This window comes from Archangium sp., from assembly GCF_036388035.1.
Classification (GTDB): Bacteria; Myxococcota; Myxococcia; order Myxococcales; family Myxococcaceae; genus Archangium.
Genome location: NZ_DASVSO010000692.1, coordinates 1 through 17,283, shown reverse-complemented (window position 1 = coordinate 17,283; position 17,283 = coordinate 1). Strand labels below are relative to the sequence as shown.

The 17,283-nt window shown below is 69.7% G+C and carries 17 protein-coding genes; 11 read left to right on the top strand and 6 right to left on the bottom strand.

Annotated features, from left to right (window positions below; all coding sequences use genetic code 11):
• Positions 1-126 precede the first annotated feature (126 nt).
• The 3 genes from VF697_RS28370 to VF697_RS28360 all read left to right on the top strand — a co-directional run bounded on the left by VF697_RS28370 (position 127) and on the right by VF697_RS28360 (position 4,384).
• Positions 127-1,959, top strand: a complete 1,833-nt coding sequence (locus VF697_RS28370; RefSeq protein ID WP_331099861.1) for an assimilatory sulfite reductase (NADPH) flavoprotein subunit — start codon at positions 127-129, stop codon at positions 1,957-1,959.
• A gap of 10 nt (positions 1,960-1,969) precedes the next feature.
• Positions 1,970-3,649 (top strand): assimilatory sulfite reductase (NADPH) hemoprotein subunit, encoded by a 1,680-nt coding sequence (gene cysI, locus VF697_RS28365; RefSeq protein ID WP_331099860.1) that lies wholly within the window; start codon positions 1,970-1,972, stop codon positions 3,647-3,649.
• 84 nt (positions 3,650-3,733) lie between these two features.
• Positions 3,734-4,384 carry a glutathione S-transferase family protein gene (locus tag VF697_RS28360; RefSeq protein ID WP_331099859.1) on the top strand — a complete coding sequence of 217 codons (651 nt, stop codon included), beginning with the start codon at positions 3,734-3,736 and terminating at the stop codon, positions 4,382-4,384.
• 48 nt (positions 4,385-4,432) lie between these two features.
• On the opposite strand, the gene VF697_RS28355 is transcribed toward VF697_RS28360, so the two are convergent.
• Together VF697_RS28355 and VF697_RS28350 are read right to left on the bottom strand one after the other, a co-directional pair.
• Positions 4,433-5,818 carry a hypothetical protein gene (locus VF697_RS28355; protein WP_331099858.1) on the bottom strand — a complete coding sequence of 462 codons (1,386 nt, stop codon included), beginning with the start codon at positions 5,816-5,818 and terminating at the stop codon, positions 4,433-4,435.
• A 21-nt stretch (positions 5,819-5,839) separates the two neighbouring features.
• Positions 5,840-7,219, bottom strand: a complete 1,380-nt coding sequence (locus VF697_RS28350) for a hypothetical protein (RefSeq protein WP_331099857.1) — start codon at positions 7,217-7,219, stop codon at positions 5,840-5,842.
• A gap of 125 nt (positions 7,220-7,344) precedes the next feature.
• On the opposite strand from VF697_RS28350, the gene VF697_RS28345 reads away from it, so the two are divergent.
• From VF697_RS28345 to VF697_RS28335, 3 genes are read left to right on the top strand one after another with little or no spacing between them, the layout of a single operon-like run.
• On the top strand, positions 7,345-7,836 hold the full coding sequence (locus VF697_RS28345; RefSeq protein ID WP_331099856.1) for a PaaI family thioesterase: 492 nt from the start codon (positions 7,345-7,347) through the stop codon (positions 7,834-7,836).
• A 22-nt stretch (positions 7,837-7,858) separates the two neighbouring features.
• Positions 7,859-8,617: an ABC transporter ATP-binding protein gene (locus VF697_RS28340; protein ID WP_331099855.1), complete on the top strand. Its 759-nt coding sequence runs from the start codon at positions 7,859-7,861 to the stop codon at positions 8,615-8,617.
• Positions 8,618-8,621: 4 nt separating this feature from the next.
• A complete protein-coding gene (locus tag VF697_RS28335; protein WP_331099854.1) occupies positions 8,622-9,425 on the top strand; it encodes an ABC transporter permease in 804 nt (267 codons plus the stop codon).
• 7 nt (positions 9,426-9,432) lie between these two features.
• Here the strand turns inward: VF697_RS28335 and VF697_RS28330 are convergent, their stop codons facing one another.
• Positions 9,433-10,353, bottom strand: coding sequence for an ADP-ribosylglycohydrolase family protein (locus tag VF697_RS28330; protein ID WP_331099853.1), 921 nt, complete (start codon positions 10,351-10,353; stop codon positions 9,433-9,435).
• Positions 10,354-10,456: 103 nt separating this feature from the next.
• On the opposite strand from VF697_RS28330, the gene VF697_RS28325 reads away from it, so the two are divergent.
• The 3 genes from VF697_RS28325 to VF697_RS28315 all read left to right on the top strand — a co-directional run bounded on the left by VF697_RS28325 (position 10,457) and on the right by VF697_RS28315 (position 13,512).
• A complete protein-coding gene (locus VF697_RS28325; RefSeq protein WP_331099852.1) occupies positions 10,457-11,101 on the top strand; it encodes an HAD family hydrolase in 645 nt (214 codons plus the stop codon).
• Positions 11,102-11,162: 61 nt separating this feature from the next.
• Positions 11,163-12,347 (top strand): aminotransferase class I/II-fold pyridoxal phosphate-dependent enzyme, encoded by a 1,185-nt coding sequence (locus VF697_RS28320; RefSeq protein WP_331099851.1) that lies wholly within the window; start codon positions 11,163-11,165, stop codon positions 12,345-12,347.
• Between the two features lie 46 nt (positions 12,348-12,393).
• Complete coding sequence (locus VF697_RS28315; protein WP_331099850.1) at positions 12,394-13,512, top strand: polysaccharide deacetylase family protein; 1,119 nt, start codon at positions 12,394-12,396, stop codon at positions 13,510-13,512.
• Here the strand turns inward: VF697_RS28315 and VF697_RS28310 are convergent.
• Both VF697_RS28310 and VF697_RS28305 read right to left on the bottom strand, forming a co-directional pair.
• Positions 13,464-14,225 (bottom strand): sterol desaturase family protein, encoded by a 762-nt coding sequence (locus VF697_RS28310; protein WP_331099849.1) that lies wholly within the window; start codon positions 14,223-14,225, stop codon positions 13,464-13,466. The genes VF697_RS28315 and VF697_RS28310 overlap by 49 nt on opposite strands.
• 79 nt (positions 14,226-14,304) lie before the next feature.
• Positions 14,305-14,772 carry a MaoC family dehydratase gene (locus tag VF697_RS28305; protein WP_331099848.1) on the bottom strand — a complete coding sequence of 156 codons (468 nt, stop codon included), beginning with the start codon at positions 14,770-14,772 and terminating at the stop codon, positions 14,305-14,307.
• A gap of 204 nt (positions 14,773-14,976) precedes the next feature.
• Here VF697_RS28305 and VF697_RS28300 point away from each other — a divergent pair, with 204 nt between their 5' ends.
• On the top strand, positions 14,977-15,153 hold the full coding sequence (locus VF697_RS28300; protein WP_331099847.1) for a hypothetical protein: 177 nt from the start codon (positions 14,977-14,979) through the stop codon (positions 15,151-15,153).
• Between the two features lie 24 nt (positions 15,154-15,177).
• Here VF697_RS28300 and VF697_RS28295 read toward each other — a convergent pair whose 3' ends face one another.
• Positions 15,178-16,863: a hypothetical protein gene (locus tag VF697_RS28295; RefSeq protein WP_331099846.1), complete on the bottom strand. Its 1,686-nt coding sequence runs from the start codon at positions 16,861-16,863 to the stop codon at positions 15,178-15,180.
• Positions 16,864-17,078: 215 nt separating this feature from the next.
• Here VF697_RS28295 and VF697_RS28290 point away from each other — a divergent pair.
• The coding region (locus tag VF697_RS28290; RefSeq protein WP_331099845.1) for a hypothetical protein at positions 17,079-17,283 on the top strand (205 nt) is incomplete at its 3' end.

Below are 17,283 nucleotides of genomic sequence, written 5' to 3'. Positions count from 1 at the left end.
TCCGCAGTCGCGGCTGGGGCTGCGTGATCAACTCCGCGGCGCCGGCACCCCCTGGCTCGAGCTGGAGCCCTCTCGAGACCTGGAGCGCCAGGTGAAGCAGGTCCTGGCCGCGCAGGAGACGACGCCGTGACTTCCCCCGTGACTGCTTCCTCCATCGCGGCCCTCGCCACGCAGCTGGGCGAGGAGAAGGGGGTGCTGCTGCAGCGCCTCACCGAGGGACTCGATCCCTCGGCGCTCACCTGGCTGAGCGGGTATTTCGCCGGCCTCGCGGCCCGGCAGGCTCCGGCCGCGTCCCACCAGGCCCAGCCCGCGGTGGTGGTGCCCCAGGCCGCGCCGCAGGGCTCGCTCACCATCGTCTACGGCACCCAGACCGGGAACAGCCGGCTGCTGGCGGACCGCTTGAAGCAGAAGGCGGAGGCGGCGGGCCTCGCGGTGCGCAGCTTCCGCGCCAGCGACTACCCCGTGCGCGAGCTGAAGAACGAGCGGCTCCTGTACGTGGTGATCAGCACCCAGGGGGACGGAGATCCCCCGGACGACGCGCGCGGCTTCTGCGAGTTCGTGCTGGGCAAGCGTGCGCCGGCGCTCGGGCAGCTCCGGTTCTCGGTGTTGGGGCTGGGCGATTCGAGCTACCCGAAGTACTGCGAGATCGGCCGCGTCCTCGACGCGCGCTTCGCCGAGCTGGGTGCCACGCGGCTGGTCGCGCGGGCCGACTGCGACGTGGACTTCGAGCCGGCGGCCGAGGCCTGGATGGGCGAGGCCCTGGAGCGGGCGCGGGCGGAGCTCGAGCCTCAGCCCTCGTTGGCCAAGGTCACGCCGCTGCGCACCGTGGTGGTGGCGCCCACCTTCAGCCGTGAGAATCCCTATCCATCCCTGGTGCTGACCAACCAGCGCATCACCGGGCGTGGGGCCCTCAAGGACGTGCGCCACCTGGAGCTGTCGCTGGAGGGCTCGGGCCTGACCTACGAGCCGGGGGATGCCCTCGGGGTGGTGCCCCACAACGCGCCGGAGCAGGTCTCCGCGCTACTCTCCGAGCTGAAGCTGGATGGCGCCACCGAGGTGACGCGCGAGGGCCGTATCCTCCCGCTGAGTCGGTGGCTGACGGAGTCCCTGGAGATCACCCGCGTGAGCCGCCCGTTCCTGGTGAGCCAGGCGGCGCGCTCCGGCAGCGCGGAGCTCCAGCGTCTGCTCGCGCCGGAGGGGGCCGAGGCCCTGCGCACGTTGCTCGCGAGCCATCAGGTCATCGACGTGCTCCGCGCGCATCCCGCGACGTGGAGCGCGGAGGAGCTGGTGGGGGCGCTGCGCCGCCTGACGCCTCGGCTCTATTCCATCTCCTCCAGCCAGAAGCGGGTAGGGGAGGAGGTCCACCTGACGGTGGCCGTGGTGGACTACGAGGCCTTCGGCTCGCGCCACATGGGGGCCGCCTCGTACTACCTGGCCACGCGCGGTGCCAGCCAGGACACGGTGAGCGTCTTCATCGAGGCCAACGAGCGCTTCCGTCTCCCCAAGGACCCGAGCCGCGACGTCATCATGATCGGCCCTGGCACGGGCGTGGCCCCGTTCCGCGCCTTCGTGCAGGAGCGGGCGGAGACCGGAGCGAGCGGCCGCAACTGGCTCTTCTTCGGCGAGCAGCACTTCCGTACCCAGTTCCTCTACCAGGTGGAGTGGCAGGAGGCCGTGAAGAAGGGCGAGCTGCACCGGCTGGACCTCGCCTTCTCGCGAGACCAGAGCCAGAAGGTCTACGTCCAGAACCGCCTGCACGAGAAGGGGCGCGAGCTGTACGAGTGGCTGGAGGGCGGAGCCCACCTCTACGTCTGCGGTGATGCCCAGCGCATGGCGAAGGACGTCCACGAGGCCTTGATCGACATCTTCGCGACCCACGGCGGCAAGAGCCGCGAGGACGCGCGAGCCCACCTCGAAACCCTGCGCGAGCAGCAGCGCTACCAGCGCGACGTCTACTGAGAGGCACACCATGAGCAAGAACCCGACTCCGGTCCTCTCCGAGGTGGAGCACATCAAGGCGCGCAGCAACCTGTTGCGCGGCACCCTGGCCGAGAGCCTGGCCGATCCGCTCACGGGCGCCATCGCTCCGGCCGACACCCAGCTCATCAAGTTCCACGGCAGCTACCAGCAGGATGATCGCGACATCCGCGAGGAGCGCCGGCAGCAGAAGTTGGAGCCAGCCTACAGCTTCATGCTCCGCACCCGCCTGCCCGGAGGCATGTGCACCCCGCAGCAGTGGCTCGTCCTGGATGACCTCGCCCGCACGTACGCCAATGGGACGCTGCGCATCACCACGCGCCAGGCCTTCCAGCTCCACGGCGTGCTCAAGGGGGACATGAAGCGCACCATCCAGGGCATCAATTCCGTGCTGCTCGACAGCATCGCCGCCTGTGGTGACGTCAATCGCAACGTGATGTGCAACCCCAACCCAGTGGACTCGCGGGCGCACGAAGTGGTGCACCAGTGGGCCATCCGCCTCTCCGAGCACCTGCTCCCGAAGACTCGCGCCTACTACGAGATCTGGCTGGACAAGGAGAAGGTGGCCGGGGGCGAGGAGGAGCCCATCTACGGCAACACCTACCTGCCCCGGAAGTTCAAGGCGGGCATCACGGTGCCGCCCCTCAACGACGTGGACGTCTTCTCGCAGGACCTCGGCTTCATCGCCATCATCGAGGACGAGGAGCTGGTCGGTTTCAACGTCCTGGTCGGCGGTGGCATGGGCGCCACGCATGGGGATGCCGCGACCTTCCCTCGGCTCGCGGATGTGATTGGCTTCATCCGTCCCGAGCAGCTCCTCGAGGTCTCGGAGAACGTGGTGAAGGTGCAGCGCGACTACGGCGACCGCACCAACCGCAAGCACGCGCGCCTCAAGTACACCATCGAGGATCGCGGCATCGCCTGGTTCGTCTCCGAGCTGGAGAAGCGGCTCGGCTACGCGCTCCAGCCCGCGCGTCCGTTCGCGTTCGAGCACAACGGCGACCGCTTCGGGTGGATCCAGGGCCACGACGGGCGCTGGAACCTGACGCTCCACATCGACAGCGGCCGCGTGGCGGATGTCGAGGGCCAGCGGCACCTGACGGGCCTGCGGGAGATCGCCCGCATCCACAAGGGTGACTTCCGCCTCACGCCCAACCAGAACCTGATCATCGCGGGGATTGCCCCGGAGGAGCGCCCGGCCATCGAGGCCCTGGTGGAGGCGCATGGCCTCGCCGGCTTCAAGCGTGCGAGCCCCCTGCGCCGCAACGCGCTCGCCTGCGTAGCCCTGCCGACGTGCGCCCTGGCCATGGCCGAGGCCGAGCGCTACCTGCCGACGGTGGTGGGCCTGCTGGAGGAGCGCCTCGCGGCCCATGGGCTCGCGGACGAGAACCTCCTGCTGCGCATCACCGGGTGCCCGAACGGCTGCGCCCGGCCCTACCTCGCGGAGATCGCCCTCGTGGGGAAGGCGCCCGGCCGCTACAACCTCTTCCTCGGGGGTGACAGGCGGGGGCAGCGCCTCAACCGCCTGTACCGCGAGAACATCGACGAGGCTGGCATCCTGGCGGCGCTCGAGCCGTTGTTCGCCGCCTATGCGCAGGAGCGGCTACCCGGGGAAGGCTTTGGCGACTTCACCGTGCGGGCCGGCCACGTCGCCCCCGCTCCCCGAGCATGAGGGAGGTCGCCAACCCAGCCACTCCGGGTGCTTGGCCGTGCCGTCGGTGTGCTGGCTGACCCTGTACCCTATACTTCCGGGCCCATGCGCACCCTCTTCCACATCCCGCTCTCTCCCTTTGCCCGTCGCACCCGCCTCGCGCTCGCGCACAAGGGACTCACCGCCGAGCTGCGCGATGTCCGCGCCCACCCGGAGCTCTTCGAGGAGTCGCGGCGCCTCTCTCCGCTCAAGACGATTCCCGTTCTCGTCGAGGAGGATGGCCGCATCCTGGGCGACTCGACGGCGATCTCCCACTACCTGGATCGTGCGTACCCCTCGGCTCCTCCGCTGTGGCCGACGGGCCCGGAGGATGCCGTCGCGATCTTCGAGGTCGCCTCACTCGTCGACGTCGCGCTGAACGGGACCATCGACCTGGGGGTCCGCTACTACGCGCTCCACACCGCCGAGGCGTGGCCTACCGTCAAGGGCGAGGCGATGGACCGCGTGCAGCGTGCACTGGATGCGCTGGCCCACCGCGTCGCGGCCCTTTCACGCCCCACCATTGCCCGGAGCGGTTGGTCGGCGGCGGACATGTGGCTCTTCACCGCGGAGCACTGGTTCTCCACGCTGCCCCAGCGCGTGTCGACCTTCGCACCCGCCTCGCAAGCCGTGTCGCTCGGCTGGCGCCTGCCTCCGGAGCTCACCCGCTGGGCCGATCAGCACCGCGATCGGCCCGACGTGCGGGCGCTCGGGTAGGAAAAGCCCGGGGGCAGGGTCGTGGCCCGTGCCCCCGGACTCGATGCACTACTGACCGACGTCGAACTCGCCCGCGCGCACCATGCTCTCGATGGCGGGGGTGACCTCGGCGGCCGCCAGCTCGGAGGCGCGCACCGCCGGGAAGCGGAGGTCCAGGCCCTTGGCGAGGCGGTGGTACAGGGTGTTGGTGCCGAGCGAGTAGAGCTGCAGCCCGCGCAGCGCGTAGCTGCCGTCGAGCTTGGACAGGCCCGCGTGGCCCGCCTCGAAGCGCAGCGTCAGCGTGTGCGTGCCCGCGGCGAACTGGTCTGTCACCTGCGCCTCGGCCACCGGACGCTCGACGCCCTTGGCATCCGTCGCCACGAGCGTGCCCGTCACCTCGTAACGGTCCAGCGCCTGGCTGTCGAGCACCACGTCCACCTCGAGCGCCGTCACCTTGCCGCCCGGCTCACGCACCAGGCGCTCCTTGCCCACCGAGGCGATGCGGGCCGTCGGCACCGCGAAGCCAAAGGCGGTCTGGCCCAGGCGGTCGAAGTCCTGGCCGCCTGCGGAGCCCACCGCGCGCACCTCGAGCACCCACGCGCCCGTCTCGTCCTTCTCGTTCATCGCGCGAGACACCATCGCGCGGTACTCGTTGCCCACCTTCACCACGGGCACCGTGCGCTCACGCTCGAAGCGCGGGTTGTAGAGCGAGGCCTCGTAGCGCACGTGATCCACCGGCGCCTCGGACTGCAGGCCCACCGTCACGTAGCCATCGTCCCCCGGGAAGAGCTGCATCGCGGACGACGTCAGCGACAGCTCGATGGTGGAGGAGGGCACGCGAATCTCGATGGCCACGCCCAGCGCGGCCGCCTTGGCGCCGATCTGCACCTTGTACTTGCCGCGGCCCATCTCGCGGTTCAGCCGCAGCATCGCGATGGGCTTGAGGATGCCCTCGGCCTTCAGGCGAGCCGGGTCCACGCCCATCTGGTTCTGCGCATCGCGCGTCGCCCGCCTGTCGGCGCGGACGCCCTTCGCGTCGAACAGCGCCACGTCGCGCAGCGCGTCCTCACCCGCCTTGGCATCGTTGCCCTTGGGGATGATCATCACCCACGCCTCGTCGGGCGCGTCGATCGGCAGCTCGAGCTGCGTGGCCGCCGAGCGCGGCGCCACGTGCAGCACGGTGGACTTGGAGCGCCGGGTCTCGGGCGCGAGCGGCGCCGCGAGCGGCTGCTTGGGCGAGGCCGGGTTGGACACCGAGACGCGGCCGGGGCCGATGCCCTCGGTGGCGTCGCGTGAGTACAGCCGGCCCGGGGCCACGTCGCCCGGGGCGAGCGCGGCGCCCGAGGCGCTCCGCATGTTGGAAGCCGCCATGGCGCGCTCCGGGGTGAAACCCCCGAGGAGGACAACCGCCAGCGACAGGCCAGCGGACCGAACGAAGAAACGGTTGGAGTTCATGGTCGTTCTCTTTCTCGGGCCTTAGTGAAGCGCCTCGACGACGGTGTAGTTGTGGAGGCCGTAGTAGGTGTCCCAGGCGAGGGCCCCGCACCAGTTGGAGCCGCCCGGCGGGGCCTGCACGCAGTCATCGGCGCCCGTCGAGCCAACGGTGGCGTCGAAGCCGTACTTGGCCACCAGGCACGCGTCGCAGATGCCGTCGCCCTGCCAGGAGTCGGGGCAGACCTCGGTCCAGGTCGGGTAGTTGGCGGGATTGAGGTAGGGGTTCCAGCTCGCCGTGCTCGGGACGCGGTAGCTGCTCGCGTAGCCGTAGGCGATGAGGCAGTCGGGCTCGGGGGTCCCGTTGCTGAGCTGGCTGGAGGAGCAGCCGTACTTCCAGACCGTGTGGCCGGTCATGAAGTCCGTCGCGTAGCCCGAGTGGAAGTTGTTGCAGGCCTGGGCGGCGGCCTGCACGGTGGTCTCGGGGGCGTAGGTCTGGCTCGTGGGCGCGGGGATGGGAGCGCTGGCCACCTTCTGCGCGATGAGGTTGCCGCTGTTGTGGCAGCTGCGGCGCGACTGGTGGTGGTTGAGGCGGCCGTCGTCGATGATGATGTTGCCGAAGTAGCCCGAGCTGTCGTTGCCGATGAAGCCGTCCGTGCCGGCGTTGAAGCTGCCCCAGCCGAGCAGCGCCGCGGCCTTGAGGCCCACGGCGTAGAGGTAGCCGCCGCAGTGCGCGTCACTCGAGAAGAGGTTGGCGTAGACGCGGTTGCCGCGCACCACGGAGATGGGCTTGCCGCCCACCGTGGTGGCACCCAGGGTGCCGGCGAAGGTACTGTTCGAGTTGTACACGCTCATGTTGTCCGTGCGCTGCTGCACCACGGCGGGGTTGTTGTAGCTGCCACCGCCGAAGAACTCGACGACGCTGTTGGCGATGTTGAGGAAGGAGCGGTTCGTCGTCACCTTGTCCGCCAGCGGCGTGCCCGTCAGGTCGGGCGCCGAGAAGATGACCTGCGAAATCTTGCTCGTGACCGTGTTGACCGTGTAGCCCTTGGCGCTCACCGCGCCGGTGTGGCCGAGCATGTAGCGCAGCGGGCTCGAGCCGTTCGAGTGGGTGATGACGGTCATGCTGGTGATGCCGTTGGCGTTCATCCAGGGGACGATCTGGTCGACGATGGGGCCCCAGCTACACTGGCTGAAGCCAGCGCAGCTCGCTCCGGGATAGCCGACGATCAGATAGGGCCGACCGTTGCGCATCGTGTCGATGGACTTCTGCGTCCAATAGCCAGTCGTCGCCGAGCTGACCGACTGGTCGCCCGTGCCGTGGACGAAGACCACGCCAGCATTGGCGTAGGCGTCGCCACTCGCGCCGAGGAGCACGGCGCAGGTGGCGGCGAGGACCAACCCTGCTTGGGGGAATAACCTCATGGAGACCTCTCGAAGGATTGAGAAGGGGGGGACCCGGACGAATACCGGGACAGCGGGGCATACCAGAAATACAGGTGAAAGTCTGGGGGCCCCTGTCTGACCCGGGGCCGCGCTATACGAGCGCCATGCTCGCGCTCGAATTGGTGGAGAGGCTGCGCCGGGTGTCTCCGGCCGCGGCGAACCTGATGATGACGGTGGCGTTGCCGCGCATCATCCCCATGGCCTCCGGCCTGGGCATCCGGGTGGAGGAGGTCTCCGAGACGCGGTCGCGGTCGCGGCTGCCCCTCAAGCGGCGTACGCGCAACCACGTGGGGAGCATCTACTTTGGCGCGCTGATGACGGTGATGGAGGTGACCATGGGAATGTTCATCTTCCGTCACTTCCCGATGGGTCCCTACAAGGCGTTGGTGAATCGGGTGGAGACGGACTTCCGGTCCAAGGCGAAGGGCACCGTGTACGCGGTGTGCGAGCCGCCCGAGGAGGTGCTGGCCTCGTTCCGGGACGCCCTGCGTCAGTCGGGAGACAAGGTGCAGGGCTGGATGCCGGTGCGGCTGGAGTCGGAGGATGGCGGCCTGGTGGCCGAGGCGCGCTTCCTCGTGGCCCTCAAGCGCTCGTAGTGCCAGTGTTTCCCGCGTCCCTATGTCACCGTCCTCTCCATCGAAGGTCCTTTCGGTCCAGGCGCTGCGCAAACAGTATGGAGCCACCGTCGCCGTCGACGGCCTCTCGTTCGACGTGGGCCGCAATGAGATCGTCGGGCTCCTTGGGCCCAATGGCGCGGGGAAGACCACGACCATCAACATGATCCTCGGCGTCCTCGAGCCGAGCTCGGGGACCATCCGCATCGAGGACGTGGACCTGGCCAGGCGCCGGTCCCAGGCGCTCGCGCATACCAACTTCGCCGCCGTCTACGCGCCCCTGCCCGGCAATCTGACCGTGCAGCAGAACCTGCGCGTCTTTGGGCTCATCTACGGCGTGAAGGGGCTCTCGGAGCGCATCGAGGCGCTGCTCGTGCAGTTTGATCTGGAGAAGTTCCGCGACGTGAAGTGCGGCGTGCTCTCGTCCGGAGAGCAGACGCGGGTGGCCCTGGCCAAGGCCATGCTCAACCACCCACAGCTCCTCCTCCTCGACGAGCCGACGGCCTCGCTCGACCCCTCGACGGCGCGCGACATCCGCACGCGGATCCGCGAGTTCGTCACGCAGGGGACGGGCGGCGTGCTCTGGACCTCGCACAACATGTACGAGGTCGAGGAGGTCTGCGACCGGGTGCTCTTCGTCTCGCGCGGGAAGCTCCTGCTCGAAGGCGACCCCAGGAGCCTGCCGCGCGAGCACGGCAAGGCGACGCTCGAGGAGCTGTTCATCACCGTGGCGCGCGAGCCGCTCGCGCTGGAGCGAACCTGACCCCATGTTCTTCAACCGCGCCGCCGCGATCGTTCTTCGCCAGTTCTATTTGATTCGAGGGAGCCCCGCGCGCGTCTTCCCCCTCTTCGTGTGGGTCGCCATCGACATCGTGCTGTGGGGCTTCATCACCCGGTACCTCAATACCGTCACCGCGTCCGGCCTCGACTTCGTCCACACGCTGCTGGGAGCGGTGCTCCTCTGGGACTTCCTCACCCGCGTCATGCAGGGCGTGACGATGGCGTTCTTCGAGGACGTGTGGTCGCGCAACTTCCTCAACTTCTTCGCGACGCCCCTGTCCATCTCGGAGTACGTCGGCGGGCTCGTGCTCTCGGCCATCGCGACGAGCTCGATCGGGCTCATCGTGATGCTCGTCGTGTCGAGCGCGGTGTTTGGCCTGTCCCTGCTCGTCTACGGCGTGATGATCGTGCCGTTCCTGTTCGTGCTCTTCCTCTTCGGGATCGCGCTCGGCATCTTCGGCACGGCCGTGGTGCTGCGGCTCGGGCCAGCGGCGGAGTGGTTCGTCTGGCCCATTCCCGCCGTGGTCTCGCCGTTCGCTGGCGTCTTCTACCCGCTCTCGACGCTGCCGGAGTGGATGCAGTTCATCTCGCGCCTGCTGCCGCCGTCCTACGTGTTCGAGGGCATGCGGACGATCGTCGCGGGTGGCGCCCTCTCGGGCACCACGCTGCTGTGGGGCGTGGGGCTCGCCGTGCTCTACATCCTGCTGGCATGCGGGTTCTTCACGAGCGTCTACCGGCATGCCGTGCGCACGGGCCTCATCGCCCGCTACAGCGCCGAGAGCGTGAGCTAGCGCGGGCTCAGGCCCTCCGCTCGAGGGGCTCGCGGGCCGCGAGCCACGTCGGAGGAATGGATTCACGCCCGGCGCTCAGGGCCACGATGCCGCCCACGATGGCGCAGGTGGTATCGCGGTCTCCGTACCCGGACACCGTGGTCCAGAGCGCCTCCTCGTAATTCCCCAGGTGGCGGGCCGCGCACCACACGGAGTAGGGCACCGTGTCCTCCGAGATGATGCGCTGTCCGCTGCCCAGCTCCTTGGCGGCCAGCGAGGGAGCGGCCTCGAGCGGCAGTGCCCGTGCCTTCTCCAGCCCCCTCCGCGTCGCACCCGGCGGGGTGTGCTCCAGCACGACCTCGAAGAGCTGCCGCGCGGGAGGATGCGTCTCGCGCCACCGGTGGGCCCAGGCGGCCGCCACGGCGATGGCGATGGCCCCCGCTTGTCCTTCCGAATGGAAGTGTGTCACCTCCGCGGAGGCGCGTGCCTCGGCCACCACCCGGTCCAGGTCGTCCGCGAACCAGGCTCCGAGCGGTGCCACCCGCATCGCTCCACCGTTGCCCATGGACCCGGTGCCACCAAAGACCTGGGCGGAGATCCGGCGCCACGGCTCGCCCTGGCAAAGGGCCTGGAGGATGTCGTGCGCGGTGCCGCCATAGCCCCGACGGGGATTGTCTCGGTACCGGGTGGCGAACAGTCGGGCCAGCGCTTCCTGGTCGATGCGGCCGTGCTCGTCCAACACCTGGACGATGGAGAGCGCCATCTCCGTGTCATCGGTGTAGCTCCACGGTCCGGCAGGCGTGGCCCGCTGCTCCACCATGGACGCGGCGACGGACAGAGGCAGGAAGAAGCGTTCGCCGAACGCATCCCCCACGGACAGGCCATCCAGGGAGAGCAGGGCACGCTCCCTGCGAGCGGCGTGGTCGGCGGTCTTTCCGGTGAGCGTCATGCCTCATTCTCGGATGCTCGGTCCGTAAGTGTCAAATGTACACTTTGTGGCTTCATGGAGGAGCGCCTCTTCCCGAGGAGCGGATGCGGGTAGACTCCCCGCCATGAAAGCCCTGCTCGATCAGTTGGATGCGCTGCCGCCCGGAGACGCGGTCTTCGACCTCGACAACACCCTGCTCGTGGGGGACATCGGCGAGGCCACCCTGCGGCGGCTGCTGCACCGGCTCCCGCCCAAGGCCGCCTCCCAGCTGGGGACGACCGACCCCTGGGCTGCCTACGAGGCGCTGGCGGCCCGCGACTGGTGTGGCGCGGGCGACGTGGCCGCCCAGGCCCTGGCCGGGCTGAGCCCCGCTGAGGTCGAGGCGATCGCCGCCGAGGTGCTGGAGCGTGGCGAGGTCCGGCTCAACCCCCACACCGTCGAGCTGGCCCAGGCCCTCTCGCGGCGTCACCGGGTCTGGATTCTCACGGGCTCGGCCGAGCTGCTCGGGCGGGTGGCGGCGGCGCGGATGGGCATCGAGCGGGTGGTCGGCATGCGCCTGCGCGAGGTGGACGGCCGGCTGAGTGACGAGCTGCTGCCGCCCTGCACTTGTGGCGAGGGCAAGGTGCTCGCCACCCGTCAGCTCATCTCCGAGCGCCCGGTCTTCGCCATCGGCGACTCCCCGACGGATCTGCCCATCCTTCGCATGGCCACGGTCGCGCGGACCCTGGGTAAGATCGCGGGCCGGGAGTTCCCCGCCCTGGAGAAGTGAACCGGGTGTTGAGCCCGGAGCCCCTGCCTCCCTCCGGGCGTGATAGAGGGGCGCCCGCGCCATGTCGATCAGCAAGCCCCAGCGTCTTCAGAAGCTCGCCGCCGCCGTCTTCACCACCATGGACGAGGCGCGCAAGCGCAAGCTCGCCACCGGTGCCGACGTCATCAACCTGTCCATCGGCAGCCCGGACCTGCCTCCCGCGCCTCACATCACCGAGGCCATGGCCCAGGCCATTCGCGACCCGGGCAACTACGGCTACCCGATGCGCGACCTGCCCGCCTTCCGCGAGGCCGTGGCCGGTTGGTACCAGCGGCGCTTCGGTGTGGCACTCAACCCGGACTCGGAGGTGCTCGGGTTGACCGGCTCGCAGGAGGGTCTGGCCCACATCACCCAGGCCCTCACGGATCCGGGGGACCTCGTGCTGGTGCCCGACCCCGGCTACCCCATCTACACCGCGGGCCCCGTCCTCGCCGGAGCGGAGCTCTACCCCGTGCCCCTCGAGGAAGCGCACGGCTACCTCCCGGACCTGGAGTCCCTGCCGGAGGACGTGAAGCGCAGGGCGAAGCTGCTGGTGCTCAACTACCCGAGCAACCCGCTGGCCGCCATCGTCCGGCCCGGCTTCTTCGAGCAGGCCGTTGCCTTCGCTCGCCGGTACGGCACGGTCATCCTGCATGACGCCGCCTACAGCGAGCTGACCTTCGACGGCTACCGGCCTCCGAGCTTCCTGGAGACGCCGGGCGCGATGGAGGTGGGCCTGGAGTTCAACTCCCTGTCCAAGACGTACAACCTCGCGGGCGCCCGCATCGCCTACGCCGTGGGCAACGCGCGGCTCCTCGGGCTGCTGGCCGAGGTGAAGGCCCACCTCGACTACGGGCTCTTCCGGCCTATCCAGCTCGCCGCCGTGGCCGCCCTCACCGGGCCGCAGCAGTGCGTGGCCGACATGGCCGCCACCTACCAGCGCCGCAGGGACGTGCTCGTGGACGGGCTCAAGCGCCTGGGCTGGGCCATCCCCAAGCCGAAGGCCACCATGTTCTGCTGGGCTCCCGTGCCGAGCGGCTTCGAGTCCAGCCTCGCCTTCGCCATGGCGCTGTTGGACCAGGCCGGCGTCACCCTCGTCCCGGGCAGTGGCTTTGGTGCCATGGGCGAGGGCCATGTGCGCATCGCCCTCGTGCAGAGCGAGCAGCGGATCGCCGAGGCCGTCGAGCGGATCGCCCGCTCGGGCATCCTGGATCAGCGCGCGGCGTAGTGAGGCAGAGTAGGGCCCGGTCCCCCACGTCTCCCGAGAGGAATCCATGCACCGTGCGTTTCGCATCCTGACCGCGCTCCTGAGTGTCTCCCTGCTCGCACCCACCGCCCACGCGGCGGGCCTGAAGGTGTCGCTCACCGAGCGCGCCCACTGGCCCTGGCCCCTGGAGTCCACGAAGGCCTTCGACGTGGCCTCCCGCGCGGAGATCGCCGTGTTCGTCGAGGCGATGGCGGAGTCCGACGCGAGCAATGACGCTCCGGGGGACGCCGCCTCGGTGGCTCGGTGGAAGGACCGGATGCGCAAGGTGCTGGTGGAGAACTTCGCCAAGGCCCGGGAGACGTGCGCGGACGGGGCGCTCCTGTGCGAGGGCTCCGTGCCCGGGAGCTGGGACGCGCTGGTGACGACCGCGAAGGGGGCCCTCGGAAAGCTGCCGGCGGAGCTGGCGCCCTGGTACGCGGAGCAGAAGCCCTTCCACCAGGGCTACCTGTACGAGCAGGTCCGGCTGGCGGGGCTCTTCCCGAAGGTGACGAGTGAGATCCTCCCCCTGGCGCCCTCCGAGAGCTTCGGCCTGGAGCTGCCGGATCGGAGCTTCCTGCTCACCTTCGATGACGGCCCCACGCCCAAGGGGGGCGGGACGGACACGCTCACCACGCAGCTCCGGGCCCAGGGCATCCACGCGGCCTTCTTCCTGCTCGGGAACAACTACGAGAGCCGCCGGAAGGCGACCTCGGTGGAGCAGCTCAAGGCGCTCTACGCGGGGATGTGCGTGGGCTCACATGGCCAGGAGCACCGCTCGCACGCCACGTGGGACGGGGCGGTGGCCGGCATGGAGTCCTTCCACGCGAAGCTCGCGGAGATCCTGCCCGAGGGCCAGACGAAGCTGACGCTGTTCCGCCCGCCGTACGGCCAGCGCAACCCGGCCATCCTCCAGGTCCTGGAGCGCAGCGGAATGAAGAACATCCTGTGGAACATCGACTCCCAGGACTGGCACGCGCGCACGACGGGCGCGAAGGCCGCCGGGCGCGTGCTGTCGCTGATGCTGCTGTGGCGGCGCGGCACCATCCTGTTCCACGACATCCACCCGAAGGCGGCCCAGGCCCTGCCGCTCCTCTGGCGTCAGACGCGTGGCTCGGGCGTGGGCTGGGTGGACTGCCGCGAGAAGTAGGGGAGCGCGAGCGTGCCGAAGAGCCGGTCCCACAGCAGCGTGTAGAAGCCGAAGTTGGAGTCAGACTCCAGGTGGTGCCGCGCGTGGAACGTGGTCGTCGCGATGCGTCCGAGCACGGGCCAGCGCACCCAGCCCTCGGGGAAGGGCTCGACTCCGAGGTGACCGAGCACGCCCCAGAGCGTGTTGAAGGCGAGGTAGAGCAGCATCCCCAGCCACGAGGACTCGTAGGCCACGCAGACCCCGAGCCACAGGGCGCCGAAGCCCAGCACCTCGAGGGGGCTGAGCACGAAGAGCGTGAGCGGACGGGCGTGGACGTAGCGGTGGTGGGGGGCGTGGAGGCGTGTGTACAGGAAGGGCGCGTGCGCCACCCGATGCATCACGTACATGGCCGCGTCCATCATCAGCACGAGCACGACGAAGTCCACGAGCACCCGCGGCCCCGTATCGAGCCGGAAGCGGATCCACTCCGCGCGCCACAGCAGCAGGCCCGCGAAGGTGACGACGCTGTTCAGGACCACGCAGGTCGCGGCGAGCACCACCTCGTGGCGCTCGAGCGGCGGTGGCTCGGGGGTGATGCGCCGGTGGGAGAAGTGCCGCACCAGGCCCTCTCCGGCCGCGAGCGCCAGCAGGAACAGCGCCACGTTCTTCCCGAGGAAGGCGAGCGCCGCGAGCCACAGGGGGACCTCGCGCAGCCAGGTGATGATGGGTTCCATGCTGGGGACTCCCTCCGCGCTCGGATCATCCGTGGCGGAGGGGGCCGAGGGCAAGCGGGGCCGGGTCGCGGCCCCTCCGCTACCCGAGCATGAACCGGTAGAGCACCTCCGCGGCGCACGCCGGCTTGGGCTCCCCGTCGATCTCGATGTTCGCGCGCAGCAGGGCCTCGACACCCTTCGGGATGTCCTTGAGCTCGGCCAGCTCCAGGCTCAACCGGTAGCGGGCACCCAGCTTGAGCGGAGCGGGGAAGCGCACCTTGTTCAGCCCGTAGTTCAGCACGAGCCCGAAGCCCTGGACGTCGATGATCTCGAAGAACAGCCCCGCGATGCGCGAGACGCTGAAGTACCCGTGGGCGATGGGCACTCCGAACGGCGACTCCCGCTTGCACCGCTCCCGGTCCAGGTGAATCCACTGGAAGTCGCCCGTGGCCTCGGCGAAGCGCGCGATGTCCTCGTACGTCAGCTCCTTCCATTCGGAGGCGCCCAGCCGCTGCCCGAGCACCGCCTTGAGTCCGTCCAGCCCCTCGATGGTCGTCTTGTTCGGCATGCGCCCGCCTTATCACGCTCCACGAGGAGGGCATGAAGGGCAATCTCGTCTGTCTGGAGGGGGACTGGAGGGGCCGAGGTTCCGCGTCGGGCATGGGCGATATGAGACCTCCTGCTGGCCCCCGCTGTTTCTCTCATGGTGCCGACGAGGGCCCGACATTACGCTCTCGGGCCGGCTCATCGTTCGGATGGCATGGAGGGGCCCATGTTGTGGGAGTCGATCATCGGCATCGTGGTGTTCTCGATCCTCGTCCTGTTCGCGGCGCCGGAGTGGTGGAGCTCCAGCATGGGGGCGCTCAAGGAGAAGGAGCGCAAGCAGGCCGAGGCGAACAAGCGGGCCGAGGAGCGCACGAAGTCGGAGCCCCCCAAGTCGGACGGGTGAGCGGGCAGGACCGCCCAGACGCCGCTACGGCACCGGTGCCGAGACCGTCCGCAGGTCGGGGCTCAAGCCGAGCCCGGCCAGGCGCGCGTCCAACCGGGCCGCATCCAGGGGGGGAGTGACGGCGGCGCGCTGCTCGGCGAGCCACTGCGCGCAGTCCAGGTGCTGGGCCTTCGTGCAGGCCTGGGCGGCCTCGGCCAGCAGGGCCTCGCGCTCCACCCCCATCCATCCCACGAGGGACCGCAGCAGCGCGAAGGCTTGCGCGGAGTCCCCCTGTTGCCCGTGCAGGAGCGCCGCGTGGTACTGCGTCCACGGAGAGGCGAGGCCCTCGGTCGCGAGGAATCGCAGCTTCTCGGAGACGCTCAGTCCCGGGTGCAGGAAGGCGGTGCGGGCCAGCAGCATGGGCAGGTGACGCTCGCCCGGGTTCCACTCCTTGAGCTGGAGCGTGTGCTCGAAAGCCTCTTCCACCTTGCCATCGGCGAGCAGGTACTGGGCGTGCTTGGCCAGACTCTGCGGCGTGGGCTCGGTGGCGTAGGCGTGCTCCCACAGCGCCCGGTCCGACAGCCACGACCGCGCCTGGCGCCACGAGCCGAACCCGAACGCGAGCAGCAGCACGGCCGCCAGGCCCATCGCCGCGGGCCGCCAGGCGGGCCCCACCTTGGGGCCGAGCTCGTGAAGGAGCACGGTGGCGAGCGCGGCGGCGCCGAAGGCGGGCAGCAGCAGGTAGGTGTCCGAGACGAAGATGTTGGTCATCCGCGCCGTGACGAGCGCGAGCGGGAAGAGGATGAAGCCGAGCCAGGCGGCCACGTCGCGGCGGGGCCCCAGCTTGAAGGCGGCGAAGGCGAGCGCCGGCGCGAGCAGTGCCCCCACGAGGTTGAGCGTGCTGCCCGGGTAGTACTGCACGGAGAGCCGCAGGGGCGCCACGAGCTGGAACACGTACCGCCCGAGGGAGAGCACGACGAGGCCCGTGTCCCCTTCGGTGAGCTTCGCGTTGCCGTACCGCAGCAGGTAGGGGCCGTTGTAGTAGGCGAGGTTGACCGCGGCGGCGGCCACGAGGAGGGGCACGCAGCCCAGCAGCACGCCGAGATGGGCGCGCCGCGACTCCCGGGGCGACTGGAGCCACACCCAGAGCGCCGCCCAGCAAGGCCACAGCAGTCCGAGCGGCTGCGAGGCCATGGCCAGCGCGTACCAGCCCGCGATGCACAGGGCCGCCACCCACTTGTTGCGCCGGGGATCCGCCGTGAGTCGCAGCAGCTCGCGGGTGGCCAGCAGGAGGAAGAGCACGGCCAGCAGGTGCTTGCGCGCGGAGATCCACGCGACCGAGTTGGCGACGACGGGGTGGAGCGCGAAGAGGGCCAGCACGGCGCGCGAGCCCCACGAGGGCGGGCGCAGCTGGCTTAGCGCCGAGCCGGCCACCAGGACGATGCCGAACCACAGGAGCACGTTGGTCAGGTGCAGCGTGCCCACGCCTGTCCACTCGCTCAGCCGCAGGTCCACCCAGAACGACAAATCCCTCACCGGCTGCCGGTCCAGCACGGCGTTGCCGCGCACGGCCTCGAGGTAGTCGGACACGGAGCGCACGGCGTGCAGGGGCGCCAGCAACTCCTGGTCATCCCTCCCGAGGATGGGATCGAGCCGCACCGGCTCCCAGTAGACGCAGAGGAGCGCGAGCGCGAGCAGGGCCGGGAAGGAGAGGGTGCGGAGGACTCGCATGCGACGCGGATGGTACACCCGCCTCGCGGGGCGCCCTTCCCCGTTTCTCCGTCCCGAGCCCCCCTCCGCTCTTCAGTCCAGGAGGCAGCCGAGCGTGGCCTCGATGGCCGCCACCATGCCGCCGGGGGGAGATCGTCGATCTCCGCGACGTCCAAGGCAATCCTGGGTATACCTGTCTTTCCGTGATGGACCATCATGCTCGGGAGGTTGTTCACATGCTTCGCACTCGCACCGAGGAAGCTCGGCGCCCTTGGGTCCTTGGCCTCTTCCTGACCGTCATCCTGGTGGGGACGCGCGGCGCCGCGCAGACGCCGTCCAAGGCCGAGGAGTTCTTCGGCAAGGAGGAAGTGGCCCGCCAGGTGGGTGAACACGAGAAGCGCTGCAAGAAGGGCGACGCGGGCGAGTGCTTCAACCTGGCCC